General features: G+C 65.8%; 13 protein-coding genes. 6 read left to right on the forward strand and 7 right to left on the reverse strand.

Annotated features, from left to right (window positions below; genetic code table 11):
• Positions 1-18: 18 nt before the first annotated feature.
• From DEU36_RS15340 to DEU36_RS15360, 5 genes are all read left to right on the forward strand, one after another.
• Positions 19-2595 carry a LuxR C-terminal-related transcriptional regulator gene (locus DEU36_RS15340; protein ID WP_147374447.1) on the forward strand — a complete coding sequence of 859 codons (2577 nt, stop codon included), beginning with the start codon at positions 19-21 and terminating at the stop codon, positions 2593-2595.
• Between the two features lie 246 nt (positions 2596-2841).
• On the forward strand, positions 2842-5358 hold the full coding sequence (locus DEU36_RS15345; protein WP_147374448.1) for a DUF5979 domain-containing protein: 2517 nt from the start codon (positions 2842-2844) through the stop codon (positions 5356-5358).
• A 188-nt stretch (positions 5359-5546) separates the two neighbouring features.
• On the forward strand, positions 5547-6785 hold the full coding sequence (locus DEU36_RS15350; RefSeq protein WP_220700951.1) for a glycosyltransferase family 4 protein: 1239 nt from the start codon (positions 5547-5549) through the stop codon (positions 6783-6785).
• Between the two features lie 90 nt (positions 6786-6875).
• Positions 6876-8132: a nucleotide sugar dehydrogenase gene (locus tag DEU36_RS15355; protein WP_120265214.1), complete on the forward strand. Its 1257-nt coding sequence runs from the start codon at positions 6876-6878 to the stop codon at positions 8130-8132.
• A gap of 8 nt (positions 8133-8140) precedes the next feature.
• Positions 8141-10177, forward strand: a complete 2037-nt coding sequence (locus DEU36_RS15360) for an acyltransferase family protein (RefSeq protein WP_120265215.1) — start codon at positions 8141-8143, stop codon at positions 10175-10177.
• Positions 10178-10208: 31 nt separating this feature from the next.
• Here the strand turns inward: DEU36_RS15360 and DEU36_RS15365 are convergent, their stop codons facing one another.
• Positions 10209-10754 carry an acyltransferase gene (locus tag DEU36_RS15365; RefSeq protein WP_147374449.1) on the reverse strand — a complete coding sequence of 182 codons (546 nt, stop codon included), beginning with the start codon at positions 10752-10754 and terminating at the stop codon, positions 10209-10211.
• Between the two features lie 62 nt (positions 10755-10816).
• Entirely contained in the window at positions 10817-12427 is a 1611-nt protein-coding gene (gene murJ / locus DEU36_RS15370) for a murein biosynthesis integral membrane protein MurJ (protein ID WP_120265217.1), read from the reverse strand.
• A 138-nt stretch (positions 12428-12565) separates the two neighbouring features.
• Here murJ and DEU36_RS15375 point away from each other — a divergent pair, with 138 nt between their 5' ends.
• Positions 12566-13942, forward strand: coding sequence for an O-antigen ligase (locus DEU36_RS15375; RefSeq protein WP_120265218.1), 1377 nt, complete (start codon positions 12566-12568; stop codon positions 13940-13942).
• A 9-nt stretch (positions 13943-13951) separates the two neighbouring features.
• Here DEU36_RS15375 and DEU36_RS15380 read toward each other — a convergent pair whose 3' ends face one another.
• From DEU36_RS15380 to DEU36_RS15400, 5 genes are all read right to left on the reverse strand, one after another.
• Positions 13952-15037, reverse strand: a complete 1086-nt coding sequence (locus tag DEU36_RS15380) for a glycosyltransferase (RefSeq protein ID WP_120265219.1) — start codon at positions 15035-15037, stop codon at positions 13952-13954.
• The gene (locus DEU36_RS15385; RefSeq protein ID WP_183045437.1) at positions 15034-16146 is read right to left on the reverse strand and encodes a glycosyltransferase family 4 protein; all 1113 of its coding nucleotides are present in this window, start codon (positions 16144-16146) and stop codon (positions 15034-15036) included. The genes DEU36_RS15380 and DEU36_RS15385 overlap by 4 nt, the downstream gene beginning before the upstream one ends.
• A 107-nt stretch (positions 16147-16253) precedes the next feature.
• Positions 16254-17267, reverse strand: coding sequence for an NAD-dependent epimerase/dehydratase family protein (locus tag DEU36_RS15390; RefSeq protein ID WP_120265221.1), 1014 nt, complete (start codon positions 17265-17267; stop codon positions 16254-16256).
• A 22-nt stretch (positions 17268-17289) separates the two neighbouring features.
• Complete coding sequence (locus DEU36_RS15395; RefSeq protein WP_120265222.1) at positions 17290-18870, reverse strand: sugar transferase; 1581 nt, start codon at positions 18868-18870, stop codon at positions 17290-17292.
• A gap of 264 nt (positions 18871-19134) precedes the next feature.
• Positions 19135-20592 carry a PQQ-binding-like beta-propeller repeat protein gene (locus DEU36_RS15400; protein WP_120265223.1) on the reverse strand — a complete coding sequence of 486 codons (1458 nt, stop codon included), beginning with the start codon at positions 20590-20592 and terminating at the stop codon, positions 19135-19137.
• Positions 20593-20614: the final 22 nt, after the last annotated feature.

Consider the following 20614-nt stretch of genomic DNA (forward strand, 5'->3'; position numbering starts at 1 on the left):
AACGATCCGCACACCGGTGTGCCCGATCGGCCGCGGCTGACGCGCGTGCTCGAGTCGCCGCTGGTGCGGTTGTGCATCGTGCAGGGACCGACCGGGGCGGGCAAGACGACGCTCGCGCGCACGTGGGCGCTGCGCTCGGAGCATTCCGCACGGGTCGTCTGGGTCACGGTTCCGGCGGGTGTCACCGACGGACGGATGCTGTGGCGCCGGGTGATCGCCGCTGCGGCGCGGGTCGGGCTTCTCACCGATGACGCCGTCGCGCGCGCGAGGTCGTTCGTGCGATCGGGTACCGATCCGATCGAGGCATCCCGGCGTCTGGTCATGCTCGATCGGCCGGCCGTGCTGGTGCTCGACGCATACGAGCGGCTCGGCGAGATGTCGGGGCAGATCGATCGTGATCTCATCCGTCTGCTCACGATGCATCCGATGCTGCGCGTCATCGTCGCGACGCGAGGCGAGACGGCACTGTCGGCCGCTGCGTTCGACGACGGGATCACACGGGTCATCTCCCGAAGCGAGCTGGCGCTCACCGTCGGCGAGGCGGCCACGCTCCTGCGCGAGCAGACGGGGATCGCCGACGAGCGGGTCGCCCGTCAGATCGTCGCCGCGACGGGCGGGTTCGCGCTCGCGGTTCATGCCGCCGTCCACGCGGTCTCGGAGGTCGGCCACATCCCTCATCTGGACTCGAGTGAGTGGAACGACGTCGTGGCCGAGCGCATCGACTCATCGCTGGGTGATCCTGAGTTGGTCGCGTTCATGACCGACACCGCCGTCGTCCCGTTCCTCGATGTCGCGCTCGCCGGCAGGCTGAGCGGGAACCCGGATGCGGAGTCGCTGCTCGCCACGCTCGAACGCGAAGGCCTCGGCCGGTGGACGCCCTATGCGTCTGGTGGACGGGTCTTCCAGTACGTCGAGACCGTGAGGGATGCGTTCCGCGCTCGTGCCCGTCGCAACGCCGACCGGTATCGCCGGACATGCGTCGAGGCGGCGCATGCGATGCTCGCCGGCGGCACGGCTCTCGAGACGGCTCTCGAAACCGCTCTCGAGATGGCCATCGAGGGCGGAGATTGGACGCTCGCTGACCGGGTGGTCGCGCACCTCGCGGCGGCGAGCACCGAGAACCATCCGAACGACACGTTGCTGCCGGTCTTGCAGCGCGTGCCGGCAGAGGTTCTGCCCCGGCATCCGATGTTGGCCTTCGGGCTCGCGCTCGCGCTCTCGGCGAACCCGCTGCGGTGGCGCGAGGCGGCCGGTGTCTTCGAGGCGGTGCTCGACGCGCCGTCGTACCCCACGTACTTCGCCCCCGAGCTCGATGACCCGACTCGGATGAGCGTGCGTGCGATGATTCTCCGCCTGCGCGGTGACGGCAGCGCCTCGGCAGAGCTGAGCGCGCGTGCCGTCGAGGCGGTCGATCGGATCGATCCCGCCGTCGCTTCGAGGTTCGGAGAGCACCTCGCCGGGATGCTGCGGCAGCTGAGCCTGTCGCTCTGGCAGGGCGGACGGTCGTCCGAGGCCCTGTCGGTGGTGGCCCGAGCGGCGGCGGCGTGCTCGAATCCGGCGTCGCGGAACTCGTCGACCGTGATCGCCGCCGCGATGACCGCATCGGGCGGCGACACCGTGCGGGCCCGTACGCTGCTCGCGACCCTCGACCGCACCGCTTGGCCCTTCGACACCCGACGCGTCGCCTCGCAGGGAATGACCAGTCTGACCGAGACCTGGATCAGCTTGGATGCGCTCGACTTCCGCGGTGCGGCGCGGCAGCTGAAGCTCACCCCGATCGTGCCCCAGTCGGAGGGCTGGCCGCTCGTCACCGCGACGGGCCTCGCCGTCTGGCACGGCAAGGGGTTCGCTGCGGCGGAGGCCGAACGCGTGCGCGCCGAACTCGCGAGAGGCGACCAGCCCGGGGTGGGTGAGAACGTTGCCACCCAGCAGCTGCACGCAGCACTCGGGCTGGCCTGGCTCGCCGCCGGCGACCACCGCAGCGCCGCCGAGGCGCTCGAGTCGCAGCCGAGCGACAGCCTGTATCTGTCATACGCGCGCGCCATGTGGCTGCTCGCCGAGCGCCGTGATGCCGCCGCCCGCGAGTGGGTCGAGGTCGAGCTCGCACGGTCCGGTCATACGATCCGGTCGCGCGCCGAGCTTCAGACGGCGGGGGCGATCGCCGCCCTTCGCGTCGGCGACGAAGACCGGGCCTGGGTCTGGCTCGGAGCAGCCGCCCTGGCATCCGACCACTACGGGGCGCGGATGCACGTCGCATTGCTGCCCCCACGCGATCGGCTCGCGCTGGGGGAGTTCGCCGCGCGGAGGAACGCGTCGGTGCTGCAGCGCTACCTCAAGACGCCGGGGCGTGCCCGCGCTGCCGCCCGGCCGGCGGCGGTCGAGCTCACGGAACGCGAGAAGGTCGTGCTCGCCGCGGTCGACCGGCACGGCAGCACCCGCGACGTCGCAGCGGCACTGTTCGTCTCACCCTCCACGGTGAAGGCTCAACTGCAGTCGATCCACCGCAAGCTCGGTGTGACGTCACGCCGTGCCGCCTGCGAGGTGGCACGCGAGCTCGGCATCCTCGGTCCGAAGGCACCCACGCACGCGCCGTAAGTGGCGCGAGAGGTACTAGTCCCCGGGTGAAATCCGACGCAGCGGGAGTACGTCGCGGGCTCGGGTGATTCTCGCGCGTTCGCCGACTGCGACGGTGGTACGTGCCTCGCTACGAGCGTGGCGAAATCGTCGGCGCCGACGGAAGGCGACGAGACGGACGATGCGCTCGGGGCGACATCCCCGCGCGCCACGGGAGGAACCATGGAACATGCTGCGGCAGGCGTGTGCCTGCGTCGAAGGGGCGTGGTGAGCGCAGCGCTCGCCGTCGTCGTGCTCGCCGTCGGGATGTGGGGAGGTGCGGCGCCGGCAGTGGCGGCGGGCTCGTCGGCAGTGCTCGACACTGTCGAGTTCGCGAACGACACGTTCCACGACCAGTCCGTCCAGACGCTCAGGGCGACCTGGCACGCCAGCGAGTCGCCGGCGACACCGCCCCTGCGTGTCGGGTTCGACCTGCCGTCAGAGCTCATCGGGCAGGCCACCCGTTTCAGCATCGGAAACGGCACGTGCACCGTGCAGGCGAGCCGCGTCGAATGCGATGTCGACGATGACTACGTGCGGTCGCACCCGATCGACATCCGGGGTGAGTTCCAGATCCGCGCGCAGGTCGATCTCCAGAACACCGAGACCCTTCCGAGCGTCACGTTCACGGTGGGTGGCGTGACGACCCCTCCCGTGAACATCGCCTCGCGCTTCTGCGCCGGCAACTGCGACTACGCGGGAGTGTGGGCTCCGTGGAAGAGCGGCTGGTACGACAACGCCAACGACACCGTGCACTGGTGGGTCGGTGTGCCGACCCGGGGTGACGGCATCCGGTCGGAAGACGGGGGTCTCTCGCTCGCCGCGGGACAGACGGTGACCGTCACCGACCAGTTCGACGCCGACAACCCGTTCACCCTCGTCGAGGGCTCACCCAAGGTGCAGCGCGCGAGCTGCGTGGTGACCGACCGTTGGAACAAGCCGTCGCTGGTGTGGGCCGATCTCGACCGCTCGCAGTACACCGTGACCGACGGCGGCCACGAGGTGCGCTTCGTCACGGCCGCCGGCACGGGCTGCGCGGGCCAGGATGCCGCCGAGAACGCGGTGGCGCTCACCGGATCGGTGTACCAGGTGAACTGGGACGTCATCGCGGAAGACGGCGGCAAGGGCGTGTCGGGGCCGGGAGAGTATGCAAACGAGGCGACCGTCGCGATCGGTGGCGCGGTGAACGTGGTGGACGCGACCGCGACCCGCATCACTAGCAGCGGTTCGGCGATCGGGCAGAACTACGCCCGCTTCCAGCTGCAGAAGACCTTCGACCTCGACGCCGGTGTCATGCCGCCCGCCGGCATCCGGGTCGATTACACGATCGCGTACCCCGGTGGCATCCCCGCCCCCACATCGGGCACCATCACGCTCGATGCAGGTAACGACTGGTCGTACACGAGTCCCGACATCTACGCCGGTTCGACCGTGACGCTGACCGAGGTCGACCCGTGGCCGAGCAACGTCGACGGCTCCGCGGCGCTGACGGTCGCCGGCGCTCCCGTCGCGGCGTTGAGAGACGGCTCGTTCACCTTCACCGCGACCCACTCGACGACCCCGGTCGAGGTGACCCTCACGAACGCCGCGACGCTGCAGACGCAGACCGTGCAGGCGCGGAAGAACCTCGACAACCCCGACGGGATGCGGATGCCGGAGGGCACCGCGTTCGAGCTGACCGCGTCGTGGCCCGCGAACCCCGACCTCGCGATCGAGGCCGGCTCGGCGTCGGTCGCGCTGCCCGCCGACGGGTCGGTCGTGGAGTTTCCCGCGTTGCCCGTGGGGGCGGAGGTGAGCTTCGCCGAGACCGCACCGGCCGATGTGCCCGGTGGCACGTGGACCGGGTCGACGGTCTCGCCGCAGACGATGACCATCGGCGCCGACTCGGTGGGAACGACCGTGACCGCGACGAACGTGATCGCCCGCGACGTCGGATACTTCGCCATCGAGAAGAAGCTCACCGGTGACGCCGCCGACCTGGTCGTCGACCGCACGTTCGAGGTCGACTACGCCTGGCCCGCGAACAGCGAGCTCGGCATCGAGGCAGGGTCGGGAACGGTCGCGGTCGCCGCGGACGAGGATGCCGTGACCGTCACCGCGCCCGCCGGTGCCGAGGTCACGCTCAGCGAGAAACCGGTCGCGATCGCCGGAGGAACGTGGGCGGCGCCGGCGTTCGAGCCGGGCAACACGTTCACGGTCGTGCAGGACGAGACCGCGCGAATCACCCTGACCAACCTCATCGAGCTGAATACGGGTGCGTTCTCGCTTCACAAGGTGGTCGAGGGCAGCGCCGCCGGTCGGGTTCCCGCGGATGCCGAGTTCACCGTGCACTACGCCTACGCCGCCGGCGTCGGTTTCGGTGCCGCGGAAGGCGAGCTGACGGTCGGAGCCGGTGAGACCGTCACGAGCCCGCAGCTGCCCTACGGGGCGCAGGTCACGCTCACCGAGCTCGCGCCCGCCGACATCGAAGGTGCGACGTGGGAGGCCCCGGCGTTCAGCCCCGCGACCGTGCCGATCGGTGACGGCACGGTCGTCGGGGTGACGCTGACGAACACGCTCACCGCGCGGGAGGTCACGGTGGGTGACGTGGGTGACCCCGGAGATCTCGCGGCCACCGGTGTGCCGGGCGGCGACGTGATCGTGTGGTGGGCGACCGGGTCTGCGCTTCTCATGCTCGCGATCGGAGCGGCGGTGCTGATGGTGTCTCGCTCGCGGCGGGCCCGCTCTGCGGGGCAGGGTGAGTAGGGGATAAGCGACTCAGATGGGGGGGGGGGGGGGGGGAGTGGCCGGAGCGAGTCGATCGCTTCGGCCACTCGACTTTTCGGTCAGCGCTTGCGTCGGCGGCCTCAGGCGGGCTGCAGTCGACCAGTCGACCGTGTCGTTCTGCGGTGTGCGGGTTCTGACGACCACCGCGAACTCCCTAGGATCGTCCCGTGACTACGTTGAGCGGTACCAGGATCGCATTCCTCGTGCAGAACCTCCCCGTGCCGTTTGATCGGCGAGTGTGGATGGAGGCAACGACGGCCCGCGCAGCCGGTGCAGATGTCACCGTCATCTGTCCGAGTGACGACCGCCACCCTGTCGGAGACTTCCAGATCGATGGCATCACAGTCACCAGGTATCAGATGCCGCGCGAGGCTAGCGGCGCCCTCGGCTACCTCAATGAGTACACGACCTCGCTGAGGAGGATGAGGGCTGCCTTCGAGCGGCACCGGCGTCGTAGCGCATTCGATATCGTCCACTTTTGCAACCCGCCGGACCTGCTGTATCTGGTTGCTGCCACAGCCGCGAGGCGCGACCGGAGCGTGCTCGTCTTTGATCAGCACGACCTCGGACCCGAACTCGTGCGTGCCAAGAAAATGCCGCTCAGTAGGTTCTTCGTTGCGGTGGCGAAGTATTTTGAGGCCAGGACTTACAAGCACGCGAGTCATGTGATCGCCACGAACGAGAGTTATCGCGAGATCGCTATGAAGCGCGGCGGTTTCAACGAGGACGAGACCACCGTGATCCGATCCGGGCCACCGCTCGCGTGGGCCGATTCAAAGCGAGACCAGCGAGATTGGCATCGGGGTCGCAACCATCTGATCGGCTATCTCGGTGTGATGGGGCGCCAGGAGGGAATCGAGTACCTCATCGAAGCAGTCGAGAGTCTTGTGCGGCGGGGGCTCGACGTCCACCTTGCGCTAGTCGGATCGGGACCTGATCGACCTCGCCTCGAGGAGATGGTCCGAGAACGTGGCCTCGCTGATCGGGTTGAGTTTCACGGCCGCCTCAGTGATGAAGACATGCAGAGCGTGTTGTCGGATGCGGACGTCTGCGTTAACCCGGACGAAGTCAATCCGATGAACGATCTGTCTACGATGAACAAGATCATCGAGTACATGGCCCTGGGGAAGCCCATCGTGCAGTTCGATCTGCGCGAAGGACGGTTCTCAGCTGGGGAGGCGTCTCTGTACGCATCGCCAGCAAATGACGCTGACGCGTTCAGTAGGGCCATCGCGCGGGTCCTCGGTGATCGAGCGCTCTCAGACCGGATGGGGCGGGCTGGCCGTGCACGCTTCGAGGAGAGTCTCAGCTGGGAGTCGCAGGCGCCCAAGCTCGTCGCTCTATATGCGCGTCTCGCAGAGTCTCGTAGCCCCGCGCTGTCGGCCGCGCCGCGGCCGTCCAAGTAAGCGGCCACTTGACAAGCTTTACCTGATCGCCATACGCCTCGCGTCAACCGACGGTGGGTGCCGTGCAACACTGAACTGATCGGAACCGACATGAAGATTGCTGTGCTGGGCCTGGGTTACGTCGGAATGACGGCCGCTGCGTGTCTCGCGAGTCGCGGCCACGACATCACGGGGATCGATCCCAACGAGTCCAAGGTGAACGACGTCAACCGAGGTATCTCGCCGATCTCGGAACCGGGCCTCGCGGACCTCGTTGAAGAGGCGACCCGGCAGGGTCTCCTGCGAGCATCCACGACGATTGCGTCCCTCGCCGACGATACCGAACTGGCGATCGTGTGCGTTGGCACACCCAGCGCCGCTGACGGCTCGCACAACATGAGTTTCATCGCTGATGTCTCGCGTCAGCTCGCCCACTTCATCTCTTCGAATGACCGACCGGTCACCGTCGCGTTTCGCAGTACCGTCAAGCCCGGGACGGTCGAGGGCTTCATTCTTCCGATCTTCGAGGAGATCTTGCGCGATCGTTCGGACCTGGTCGAGCTGGTCTACAATCCCGAGTTCTTGCGTGAGTCGAGCGCTATCAAGGACTTCTTCTCGCCGCCGAAGATCGTCGTGGGGACGAGCGATGGCTTGCGGTCCGCCGTCATGGATCGCATGAATGAGGGAATCGACGCGCCGACCTTCTACACCAGGTTCGGAGAGAGTGAAGTCACAAAGCTCGTCGATAACTCTTTCCACGCTGTGAAGACTGCTTTTGCGAACGAGATCGGACGGGTATGCGAGAAGCTCGGCGTGAGCGCAGCGAAAGTGCACGAGATCTTCATTGCAGACACCAAACTCAATATTTCGCCCTACTACCTGCGGCCAGGCGGCGCTTTCGGCGGATCTTGCCTGCCGAAGGATGTCCGTGCTCTCCAGTACATCTCTCGCGAGGTCGGGGGGCATACGCACCTGCTCGACTCCCTACTGCCGTCGAACGAGTCGCATAAAGCGTTTCTCTTCGAGCTCGCGACCCGTGATCTGCGTCACGGTGCGAGGGTTGTACTCCTCGGCCTGGCGTTCAAGAACGCAACCGACGATCTGCGCGAGAGTCCCAATATAGATCTCGCGCGCATGCTGATCACTGCCGGGTACCACCTCTCGATTTTCGATCCCTATGTCCACCCCGAGGCGCTTGTCGGGCAGAATCTCGGCGTCCTCTCGAATTCTCCGTTCGTTCGGGACTTGCTCATCGATCAGGATGAGCTATCCACCACTGAGTGGGATCTCGTCATCGACACTCGTTCCATCGCGAGTGAACTGCGGCTGACTGCGTCGAGCGTCGTGGACATCAACCGGCTGAGCTAGAAGCACACGTGGCGACTACGACAGTGCCTGCCCCGGAGGCGCCCAGGATCAGGGGCGATATTCAGGCCTTGCGGGCGCTGGCCGTCCTCCTGGTTGTGGCATACCACTTTTGGCCCGAAGGTCCGGTCCGGGGCGGCTATGTCGGCGTTGATGTGTTCTTTGTAATCAGCGGCTTCTTGATCACCAGCCATCTCGTGCGGTCAATGGAGGCGGGTACCTTCTCGTTTCGGGCCTTCTGGTCTCGCCGCGCGCGGCGGCTCCTGCCTGTGGCCATAGTTGTCATCGGGGTGGTAGTTGTCGCGACCCCCGTCCTCGCACCACAGACCATGTGGCGCGAGACTGCTTTGCAGGCGGTCGCCTCCAGTCTCTACGTGCAGAATATTGCGCTGACGCTCAGTAGCGTCGATTACCTCGCCGAAGACGGTGTGGCGACGCCGCTTCAGCACTACTGGTCTCTGTCGCTGGAGGAACAGTTCTACATTCTGTGGCCGATTCTTCTGGTGGGCGCGGTCGTCCTCGGTCGGAGAGCGGGCCGTCCGCGTAAAGCTGTCGTCGTCGCAATCGTTGTCGTCGCTGCCATTTCGTTCGTCGCGAGTATCGGGTTGACTGGCGTATTCCCGGGGGCCGCCTACTTCGTCCCGGTCACACGGGCCTGGGAGTTCGCCGTCGGGGCGGCAGTTTTTCTGCTCACGTCTCGATACGGTCTCCACCGTCGCTTGAGGCTCGTTCTTCTCGCTTCTGGAACTGTCCTGGTGATAGTTCCGGCTTTCGTCTACGACGCGCAAACATCGTTTCCTGGCGCTGCTGCGCTCGTTCCTGTTCTGGGCGCGGGCGCGATGATCGCGGCGGCCTACAATCAGGGAGCTGTGGGGGCGATCCTCAACGCGCGGCCGCTTCGTGCCATCGGAGACGCGTCCTACTCTCTCTATCTCTGGCACTGGCCGATCGCCGTGTTCGCCTTCATCGCTATCCGCAGCGCTGACGCCGCGCTGCCACAACCGCTCGTCGCGGCTATCTTGTTCGGGATAGCGATACCAGTCTCGATCCTGAGTAAGAAGTACGTTGAGGACGCCGCGATGCCGGGGGGAAGCCCGTCGCGGCTGAGAGTGGCGCCGAAGGCCTTGGTTGTGCTGCCAGGCGCGACGGTCGTGGTCGTTCTGGCGGCTTCGAGTCTGCTCTACGCCGACCACGGTCTGCGTGCCGAGCTGTCCGCGGAACGGGCCGCGGCGCTAGCCGCAGATGACGGCTGTCTCGGAGCGGGCGTAGAATTGCGCGACGATTGTGGACCGCAGCCGTTGGTCGCACCCGCAGTGCTCGCCGAGGATGATCTGCCGCCCGTGTACTCGGAGGGGTGCCAGGCGGGCCCACGTGAGGAGCGTCTCATCAGTTGCAGCTGGGGTCGGCCCTCACCGGTCAGGGTGGCTCTCGTCGGCGACTCGCACGCGGCCTCGTGGTTCCCCGCGCTCGAGCGGGCGGCCGCCGAGCAGGGCTGGCAGTTGGTCACGTTCTTGAAGTCGAGCTGCCGCTGGTCCACGTACCAGGACTCGGGCGGCCCGATCGAGCATGCGAGTTGCGTCAGCTGGAACGATCAGCTGAGTCGCGAACTGGTGACGGGCGATTTTGATGCGATTGTGACGGGTTACTACAGCCGTCCGCTTGCGGTGCAGGACTTGGAGGCGGTCGCCACGGGCTTCGCGGAGGCATGGGCACCGGTGCCGGACGATACGCATATCATCGCTATGGTCGACACGCCGCAGATCTCTGATGAAAGCGTCTTGTGCCTTTTTGGCTCCCTGGCTGACCCTGCGAGTTGCGAATCCGAACCCGTCGGTCTGAACACCTCGACTGATGTGCTGCGGCGCGCTGTAGCGAGCACTCCGTCATCGACAGTGGTCGACCTCAGTTCCGCTTTCCTGGATGACGGCGACGCGCGAACGGTGGCCGGTGGCCTCGTCGTGTGGCGCGACGCTCACCACTTCACTGCGTCGTTCTCGAGAACGCTGTCCCCGGTTCTCGAGTCGGCTATATCGGAGGCGACGGGCTAGCCGCGCCATCGGAAGCGAACTCGAGCGTCGGTCAGGAAGCGCGGCCGACTATTGGCCGCATCTGCTGGTCGACAACGGAGTTCACCTGCTCTTCGTAGGAGCCCGAGCCGAGGTCGCTCTGCGCCGGCCATCGGAGCATACGAGCTTCCAATGCATCGTAGGATCCGATGATCCTCGCCGGCACGCCGGCGACGACGCTGCCCGCTGGTACCGATCCCGTCACGATTGAGCCTGCTCCGATTACGCACCGGTCGCCGATCTCGACGCCGGGCATCAGAGTAGATCGGGTGCCGATGAAGACATCAGAGCCCACACGTATGGGCGCATAGCGATAGCGACGACCCTTGTGGTCCCTCGCTAGCCATCCGGCTCCATCATGGGTGACGAACTGAACGCCGCTGCTCACGGTCACGCGATCCCCGATAGCTATGAGCCATGGCTCCGTAGTGACGATATTCGACAAGATCCGACAATCGCGGCCGACGCTGACACCGAATGCGCGAGCTGCGGCGACGTGACCTCGAGTCGTACTGATCATGCGATAGCGCAGTCGTGCCAGGCGTCCACGTGTCTTCACGTCGCCGATGGTACGCGCAGTGCGAGGCGAGGTCACGCGGTAAGGGTCACTGAACGCTGATTTCAGCCTCGGAGCCAACGTGCCACGTCGATGACGGAGACGCCCGACTTGAAGGTGGCGGCGAGATGTATCAGGACGAACGCGGCGCCCCCCACTGCGAGTTGGGACGCCGCAAGCCCATACGTCAGCGGACCTTGCCCGGCGGAGATGAGCACACCACCCGCGACGATGGCAGTACTGAGCCCGGTCGAGACGCCGAGTCGGATCAGTCCGCGTCGAGCCGTTGCGCTCATCTGGTAGCCGAGGTGCCGGCGGAGGCGTCCAAACTTGAGGGGAAAGTCGAGCCAGTAGGCGGCGACAAAGGCCGCCGCCACGAACCAACCGCGCAGCATCGGGGGAGCGAATATCTGCGCGGCAAGTGCGCCCGTGATCCACGTCCCGTTGACGACCAGCGCGCTCACAAGCGGGGGTCGCGGCAGCATGAAGGCGTAGAACCCCCGAATCATGAGCATGTGCAGGCTGTAAGGGATGACACCTAACCCCAGGATCATAACGCTGACCCCGATGGACGCCGCTGCTTCCAGTGTCGTGTTCCCCCGAGTGAAAAGCACAGAAGTAAGCGGTACTCCGAGACTAACCAGGACTCCGCTGACGGGTGCCACGAGTGCGGCTGCCCGGATGAGCGTGTCCTCGAACTCCTTCAGCGCGAAATTCGGCGAATCGTGCTCGCGATGGTGGGCCATTCGGGCGAGGAGGATGTTCCCGAATGTCGCGATGAGTATCGATTGCACGAGGGTCACCAACGTGAAGGCGTTGTAGTACACCGAGTAGCCGCGTGAACTATCCCCCAGGAGTGACGCTTCCGAGCCAGCCCTTGCCGTCACGGCGACGACGACCAGACTCGAAACCTGGTAGCAGAGCGAGGCGACCAGCGTCCAAGTGGCGATAGAGGCTGTGCTCCGCAGTCCCAGGCTGCGCAACGAGGACGGCAGCTTCCATGCGAAGCCGGAACGGACGGCAACCCAGGCGAGGAGCAAGCTCTGCACCACTGTGCCGGCCAAGGCGCCTGCACCCAGCAGGGTGACGTCTGCGGTGGTGAGACTCAGCGGGTCGTACGCCTTCACACTGCCGAGGAGGAGGATCGGAATGCATGTCGCCAGGACCACAACGCTGTTCGCCGAGCTGACCCATGCCGCAGCAACGAACTTCCCTCGCGAGTTCAGAATCTGTGTCTGGATGGCGTATATCGCGTAGAAGACGATCTGGGGAAGGCACCAGTACGACAGCGAGGTCGCAAGCTCTCGTTGCGCCGAGCTCCAGGCGCTACCGCCGAAGAGTGAGACAAGCAGCGGGGTCGCAGCGATCAGCGATACGACGAGAACAAGCCCCGCCGCCGTGACGACGACGAGAAGGAGGGTGCTGAATTCATCAGCTCGTCGCTGAGATTCTCTCGCGAGCCGGGTGATCTGGGGTACGAAGACCGTTGCGATCGCGCCACCGCCGAGGAGGAGATACAACATGTTCGGTACGTTGTTCGCCACGTTGTACGCATCGGCCACGAGTGCGGTACCGATCGTCGCGGCGAGGACGAGATTCCGGATGAACGCGAGCCCCTTGGAGGACAGATTCCCAAGGCCTGACCAAAGCGCGGCCCTTCCATCTGAACGTGGCATCGGCTCGTCTCTGTGGTGTGCCCGCTACGATCTGTAGTGTTGTCTGCACTCTACTGCCGTCGTGGGGCGGGTGCAGGGGGTCACAGCTAGCGCGGGCTTCGCGTTCGTGGAGAGGGCAGCGCGACTCGATGGACGGTCATGATTGAAGTCGCAGCCGGGCTCGCCGCGGCTCTCCTGCTGGCCGTCGTCGCATTCACCCTTCCGCGGCGTGCGTTGCCTGTGCTCGCGCTCTGGTCCTTGGTGCTCCTCCCCCTCGGGTATACGACCCTGCCGAGCTTGGTGGGGCGCTACTTCACCCCGGCACTGATCCTCATCCTCATATGGGAGCTGCGCGTTCTGACGAAGGCGGAGCGTACTCGTCGGGTTCCGGCGCTTGTGGAGGCGGGTGGGCTGGTCCTGCTCGCTGCTCTGTTCATCTCCGCGCTGATGGGGCAATCGCTGCAGTCCTCACTCTTGTGGATCGCAGTCTTCGCGGTTGCGGGCACCTTCGCCGTCAGAGCCGCGGTCGTGTCGGATGAGTCAGACCTCGATCTCGCGCTCCTTCAGAAGCACCTCTTGCTCGTCGGCGTGTTCATCGGCCTCGGATCGATAGGAGAGCTCGTGCTGGGGCTCAACCCCTGGGATCTCATTTATACGGAGGTTTACCGCGACCGCACGTGGTCGGTAGATCGCGCGAATCTGTCTTTCGGCCACCCGCTGGTGCTGTCGCTGGCCTCAGCGTCCATACTCTCCGCGTCTGTGGCGATGAACAGGCGAGGGGGGCGGCTGTTGGCGCTCGCCGGCATGAGCGGGGCCGCTGTGGGACTCATCTTCTCGGTATCGCGTACCGGGCTGGTCGCCACTGCCGCCGGGGTGGTCGTCGCCGTGCTCGTCCAATCGCTATCGAAAGACGCCAGAGCGAGGTGGCGCGCCGTTGCTGCCCTACTCGTGGGAGGGGCAGTGATCGTCCTGGCGTGGAACTCCGACCTCCTGCAAGGACGCCAAGCGAGCGCAGACGGAACCGGTTCGATCAGTTATCGGGATGCGATGTTCGATCGGGCTCTGCGACTTTTCGGCACGGCGGGGGTGACCGGGTACGGCCCCGGCCGATCGGTCGACGTGTACTCCACGAACTTCCCGGGTCTGGTCCTCGAGAACTCGGTGTTGCAACTGATGATCTCGCTGGGTGCTCTGAGCGCGGTGGTGCTGGGTGCCGTCGCATTCACCGCGGTTCGGGGAGTGAAGCACTCCCGAGCGTGGGCAGTCGGCGGGTTGGCCAGCTTCGTCGTCTCCCTCTCGGGGTTCAACGCGTTGGACTCCAACCCGGCCATCCTGGCGTTCGCTTTCCCATTTGTCATCGGCTGTTGGTCGCCCAACGGGTCGGGCTTGGAACTATCCGAGGGTGATCCGGACGTGAATCACGCGGGCCTGCGACGAACGCGCGAGGCACTGCGCCACTCCGGTCATGCCTGGTCGAGCACCCCGCACGGCGTGCCGGAGACTCGACGTTCGAGCCGGCTGGGCGCCCGGAGGTAGTAACGCAGGTCAGGATCGCTGCATCGTGCCGTGAATAGCGCGCTCGAGGACGTCCACGCTCGCTGAGGTGCCGAACACGTCGAGCCATGCCGCTGGAGGCGCCACGGTGAGGGTCATGGCGGCCCGTACCGCCCTGACGTACTCGTCTACCCCGTCAGTACGAGCGAACTCGCCGGTGACACCCGGGATTATGGCGTCCGAACTCCCGTACGCAGTGGAACCGACCACGCAAGCGATTCCCTGGCTGCTCGCCTCGAGAAGGACATTCGCGAAACCCTCGACCTCTGAAGGCAGAAGGCAGACCGACCCGGGGGGCAAGCCCTCGAACCACCGTTCGACGCGTCCGGGCGTCTCGATAACGTAGCTCCGTTCGAGGCGCCCGATGTCACTCCGGAGCGGTCCGTCGCCGAAGAAGATCACGCGCTCCAAGCGGACGTCCTCGCAGACACGATCTGCGATCTCCACAGCGAGCATGGGTCGCTTCTTGTCGACGAGTCTGCCGGGGACGACAAGGGTGAGCCCCGCCGCGTCGGAGGCGGCGGAGGGGCTCGGTCTGTCGTGCACCTTGCCGAGCGCGGGGTTCGGCACCACCCACACTTTCTCGGAATCGAGACCGCTCAGAACGGAGAACGCGGCCCCGACCGAATGTGAGATCGCGATGAACAAATCGGCGCGGGGATAGTAGTAGCGGTACGCGAGATTGCGAGCGGCGAGGTGGAGTGCGGAGTGGTTCTTCTCGGCGAAGGGCATGTTCCGCTCGCTGATGCCGATGATGGGACGCCCCCCACCTCGCCTTCGCGCGGCGCGGAGCAACTGAATGTTCGCGCGGGTCATCATGGAGATGACGATGTCTGCCGGATCGCTCGCGAGATAGCGTTCTATGGCTCGTGCCTCAGCCCGCCGTCCGTCTCCGAGATGCGCCCCCACGATCACGTCCACTCCACGAGGCGGTTCCGGTTCGTCGGGGCGCGCGCGCAGCAGGATTATCTCGACCTGGTAGGACCGGTCGACGAGCTCCTGGGCCCATGTCGTCGTCACGAACTCCGCGCCCCCGCCCAACATCGACGGTATGACGAACGCTACGCGAGTGGTCACCAGGTCTCCTGTGTTCTCGAGGGAGTCAGAACGTACGGCACGAGGGAAGAGGCGCTGAGCTGAGCAACAGACTCTCTCGCGTCGTTCTGCGTCAACCACGCTGCACGCAGCACGGCGTCCGCGACCGCCGCGGCCGAGCGTTTGCTGATCCGGGTCCCGTTGTACGCCTCTCTCACGAGTCCGTTGGGCTCACCCCCGGCAGTCGTAACGACGGGCAACCCGCTCGCAAGCGCTTCGACCACTGCTCGGGGGAATCCCTCGTGCTGCGATGTCATGAGCAGTAGCTCGGAAGAGCGCAATCTCTCGGCTACCTCCTGTTTCGACACGGGGCCGATGATTCGGACTCGCTCAGCTAGACCGAGGTCGTCAACGGTGGTTCGGGCGTGTTCCAACAACGAGCCCCCGCCGATCATCGTGAGCTGGTAGTCAGGGGGCAGGCTGGACATGGCGTGGATGGCGAGTAGCGGATCCTTCGTCGCTTCAAAACGGCCGACCCATACCATTGAGGTCCGTTCAGCCGGGGGCGGATCGGCGGGGTAGAAGTACTCATCGTCGTACCACGTCGGCGAGAATCGCACGTGCCCGCCCCAAGCGCTCAGGCGGCTGGCGGCAGCCCGATTGAAGACGACCACATCTTGGGATGCCCGCACGGCGGCGCGTTCCATGAACGCAAAGAGCCGCCTAGCGCGCTTGAAGTAGGACTCATCGCCGAGAGTGATGCTGTCGTCGCCGTCGTTATGAACGAACTGAATGCTCGATGCCGGGCGAAGGGCTTTCCGCAGCCCCAACCCGGTCGTGACTCTGTGTGTCTGGAGCGTGTAACTGCCGAGCTCGGCTAGCTTGCGTCGGTGCCTGATCGTGCCAAGCACCAGACTCACGACGTGGGGCACTCGCGGGCGGATGACGGTGTTGTCACCTCGGTAGACCGGCAGGTACCAGAATCGTCGGCCGTCGATCGTTTCCTCACGCCATTCGCCGAGAGTAGTGTCGCCGGTCGAGTCGATCCCGACGAGCCGCAGCTCCATGTTTTCTGGGTGGTACTTGAGTAGTCCCCGGATGCATGTGTCGATGCCGCCAGGCTTCGGCTTCCGCGGGTCGATCGGTTCCACGAGAACCCGTACTTCAGGGGAGCGGTTTGTCATTCTGTTTTCTCGTCGTCCTACGGTGACTCGGTCTCGTCGTTGTGCGTGCCGTTTCCCTCTGCTGGGTACGCCTCTCACGGTCGCCCTCTATAGGACCGGAACCATTGCACGAAAGCATCGACGCCCTCATCGATGGTGGTTGTGGGAACAAAACCGGTGAGAGCGCTCAGCAGGCCGGCATCCGCGCGCGTATCGCGTACGTCACCGGGCTGCATCGGATGAAACTCGCGCACGGCTTCGATCCCTAGGGAGCGTTCGATCGCGTCTACGAATTCGAGTAGTCCGACCGGTCGACCACCCGCTATGTTCACAATGCGCCATGGCGCGTTCGCTGACACCGAGTCGCGCGTATCGCCGCGGACACAGGGCTCATCGGTCGCGGGCGGCCTCTCCGCTAGAAGTCGGATGCCTTTAACCAGATCGTCGATGTAGGTGAAGTCTCGACTCATTCGCCCATCCCCGTAGATCTGAATGGGCTCGCCGTTCTCGATTTTTTCGACGAACTTGAAGAGCGCCATGTCGGGACGACCCCACGGGCCGTAAACCGTGAAGAATCTGAAGCATGTCGTGGGAATGTTGAAGAGGTGTGAGTACGAGTGACTCATCGCTTCGCCAGACTGCTTGGTGGCCGCGTACAGAGACAGGGGCTGACGGGTCGGGTCTGTCTCCGAAAACGGTATCTTCGTGTTGCCGCCGTAGACGGACGATGTCGACGCGAAGAGGAAGTGGCTCGGGTTCGTGCGTCGTACCGCCTCTAGGACGTTGGCGGTTCCGACGAGGTTCGATTGGATGTAGCTCTCGGGATGATCAATGCTGTATCGCACTCCCGCCTGGGCCGCCAGATGGACGACGACGTCAGGCTGCGCGCCTTCGACCTCAGCGAGCAGGCGCTCGCGATCCTCCAACATTCCGCGCGTCCAGACGAATCGCGAATAGTCGAGGAGCTGATCCAGTCGCGCCCGTTTCAGTGCGGGATCGTAGTACTGCGTCATGCCGTCGAACCCATATACCTCGTGGCCGTCGGCGAGCAGCGACCGGCAGAGGTGGAACCCGACAAATCCGGCCGCGCCCGTGACGAAGTACTTCATGCTCTCCCGGTCTCATCCTTTATCAATGGGCGGTCTCCCCGGGCGATAGCGCGGCGCGGGCGGTCCTCGCGATGATGACGAGGTCGCTCACGAGCGACCAGTTCTCAACGTACGACAGGTCGAGGCGAACCGAGTCCTCCCACGAGAGGGTGGACCGCCCGCTGACCTGCCAGAGACCGGTGATGCCGGGCTTCACGAGGAAGCGGCGGTGCACATGGTCTGCGTACTTCGCCACCTCCGACGGCAGCGGCGGGCGCGGGCCGACGAGCGACATCGACCCGCCCATGACGTTGAAGAGCTGGGGCAGCTCGTCGAGGCTGAACCTGCGCATGACGCGGCCGACGGGGATGACGCGGGGGTCGTTCTTCATCTTGAAGAGCACCTCGTTGCCGGCATCCCGTTGCTGTTTGGCAAGAGCCTCGAGCATGTCTTCTGCGTTCACGACCATCGTGCGGAACTTCAGCATCGTGAACTCCCGCCCACGCAGGCCCACTCGCGTCTGCCTGAAGAACACCGGCCCCTGGCTCGACAGCCGAACGCTGAGTGCCAGGAACAGCAGCACCGGGCTGAGTAGAACCACGCCGATGACGCTGGCCACGATGTCGACGGTGCGCTTCAAGAAGAGCTGTCCTCGGCTGAACTTCGGTGTCTCGACGTGCATGAGCGGCACGCCCGCGACAGGCCGCGTCTGAACGCGGGGTCCGGCGACGTCGATGATGCTGGGCGCGAGCACGAGATGCTGACGACCGGCTTCGAGGCCCCACGAGATCTGCTTCACCTTATCGGGCGGCAGCTCGTCGGTGCTGGTGACCGCGACGGTGTCGGCTCCGGTGGCCGCCATGGCCTGAGCGACGGCATCCACGCTTCCCATGATGGGGATGCCGGTGCCCTCCACGGTGCCGGCGACACGACCCGAGGGAACGCACGCCCCGACGACCCGGTATCCCGATCCGGGGGTGCGCTGAAGTTCGCGTGCGAGGTAGGTGACGGATGCCTCAGAACCCACGAGCAGCACGCGCGCGGAGTACTCGCCCACCGAACGTTTCGCGACGAGCCATTGCCGCCAGAGCCACCGCGAGAACAGCAGCATCCCGATGCCGACGGGCAGGCTGATGAGCAGGAATCCGCGGGCGACGTCGACTCGCGCGAGGAAGGCGAGGATCGCAATGACGCCGAACAGCGACAGGCTCGAACGCGCAATGCGCGCGTACTCCTCCGCCCCGGCGCCGATGATGCGGTGGTCGCGGGTGTCGGCGAGGCTGAGCGTCCACATCCACGCGGCGACCAGGCCCCCGGAGAAGAGCCAATAAGAGATGTCGGTGATGCGCGAGTCTTCGCGAATCGACACCTGTGCGTTGCCGAAGCCGAACCAGGCGATCTGCGTTCCGTAGACGACCCAGACCAGCACGAGCAGATCGGTCAGCCGCAGCAGCGATGCGTACCGGCGTCGCCAATCACGAGGACCGCGGTACGCGGCCGCAGCCGGAGCCGCGGCGGGGTGCTCATCGCGATCCGCCGACGCGCCGGATGTGGACGGCTCGCCGAACGTGTCGGAAGCGGACGAGGCAGCCGGTGCATGCGCGGTGGGGGAGTCGTACGGCATGACATCCTCCCGGGCGGTTCGCGATGAGTTGCTGAGAGAGGGATCGTACGCCGCGCTTGTGTCGTGCATATGAAATCAGGATCACCGAGCTAACGGGCGCCCCTCCCGTGCCGATGGTATCGGTTTCATAGGCGTAGCTTAAGTCCCCCATGCGGTGGACATGCGCTGAAACAGGCTGGTCAGCGGAGGAATAATTTGTTCGAACCTAAGCGGGCGACTCGTATTTCGTACCAGGGGTCTGCGCGTAGCGGCCTCAGCCTCGCATCACTCGTCGCAGGCCTCCGATGACTCGGCCTCGAAGATCGCGTCGAGGAGGCTCGCCTCATCGTCGGCGGTGAGGGGTGCTGCGTCCAGACGCACGGACACCAGGCACGCGCCGCGGACCGCGGTGACCGTGCCGTCTGCGCGACGAACGGTCTCCGCGGCATCCGTCGCGGAGACAGCCGTGTCGTCGATCGTGTCGTCGGGCGATCTCGTCAGCTCGAACGCGGCACGCGCGGATGCGGCGGTCGCGAGGGCGGTGGCGTGAACGGTGGCGAAGCGTGCGCCGACGGCACCGTCGACGAGGGCGAACTCGAGATCGCCCGGGTCGCCGACCGCTGTCGCCGTCAGGCGTCCGGTGGAACCGGCGTCGACCGCGAAGCTGTCGGGCCACGAGCGGATGTCGTCGGGCAGTGGGCCACCGGTCTGCCAGCGCCACAGCGTCAGTACCGTCGCGCCGCCGACCTGGCGCGAGAGCAGGTAGTTGTCACCCGCCAGCGGGGTGAGCTCACCGGCGCGGCCGACGACCGTCGCGAACGTCGTGTCGGGTCCGTCGCCGACGCGGACCACACTCAGTACGGCGAGATTTGATGCGTTCTTCACACGCAGGTAGCCCGCAGCCGGATGCAGTTCACCCGAGCCAGACACCGCGACGACGTCGTCTTCGATGGCGCGGTGCACCACGGCAGTGCCGGGCGGGATCGAGCCGGAGAGCGTCTGGACGATCGTGCCGTCGTCGCCGACGATCCACAGGTTCGCCTCGTCATCGCTCGCCGCGACGAGGCCGTCGATGAAGTCGAACCGGGTCGCGGTCGCCGTCGGTGAACGCCAAACCTCTCGTAGGGAATCATCCAAACGGACGAGGTGAGACGGCTCTTCGTCGCACACCTCGAGAACTGCCAACCATGGCTCTTTGCCCGGTGAGAGCCTGGCGTCTCCCACGGAGCACGACTTCTGCGGCATCCACGGCTCGTCGGTGCGGACGTTCGCCACATCGGTGATCGACACGGCGTCGTCACGCATCGTGGCGACCCGGCCATCAGAGAACGCGCCGATCACAGAGCCGCCGTTCGCGGTGCGATTCCACATCGTGTTGCCGGTCGATGCGCTCACCGCCGAGACGTGCACGCCCGATTCGAGCCGCTGCTGCACCGTCACGACGTCGCCGCGCACCGTGACGGCAGAAGGCATCGGGCTGAAGGGCAGGCTCCATCTCGTGCCGCCGTTGCGCGTGTTCAGCGCCGCGAGCGTCTGCCCCGGTTCGGAGGCGACGATGACGACTCCGTCGCCGGATGCCACGACCTGCGTCGTCACATCGAACGTCGTCTCCCAGCGCGGTGAGAACGCCTCTTCGGGCTGTGCGCCGGCGCAGCCCGAGACGAGTAGCGCCGTGACCGCGACGAGAGCGGCCCCGACGGCCATCCGAGGGGTGCGGCCCGTGCGCTCCGAGGCTCCGCCCATGCTGACTCTTCCTCCGTCGGTG

This window comes from Microbacterium sp. AG238 (assembly GCF_003610405.1).
In the GTDB taxonomy this organism is placed as follows: Bacteria; Actinomycetota; Actinomycetes; order Actinomycetales; family Microbacteriaceae; genus Microbacterium.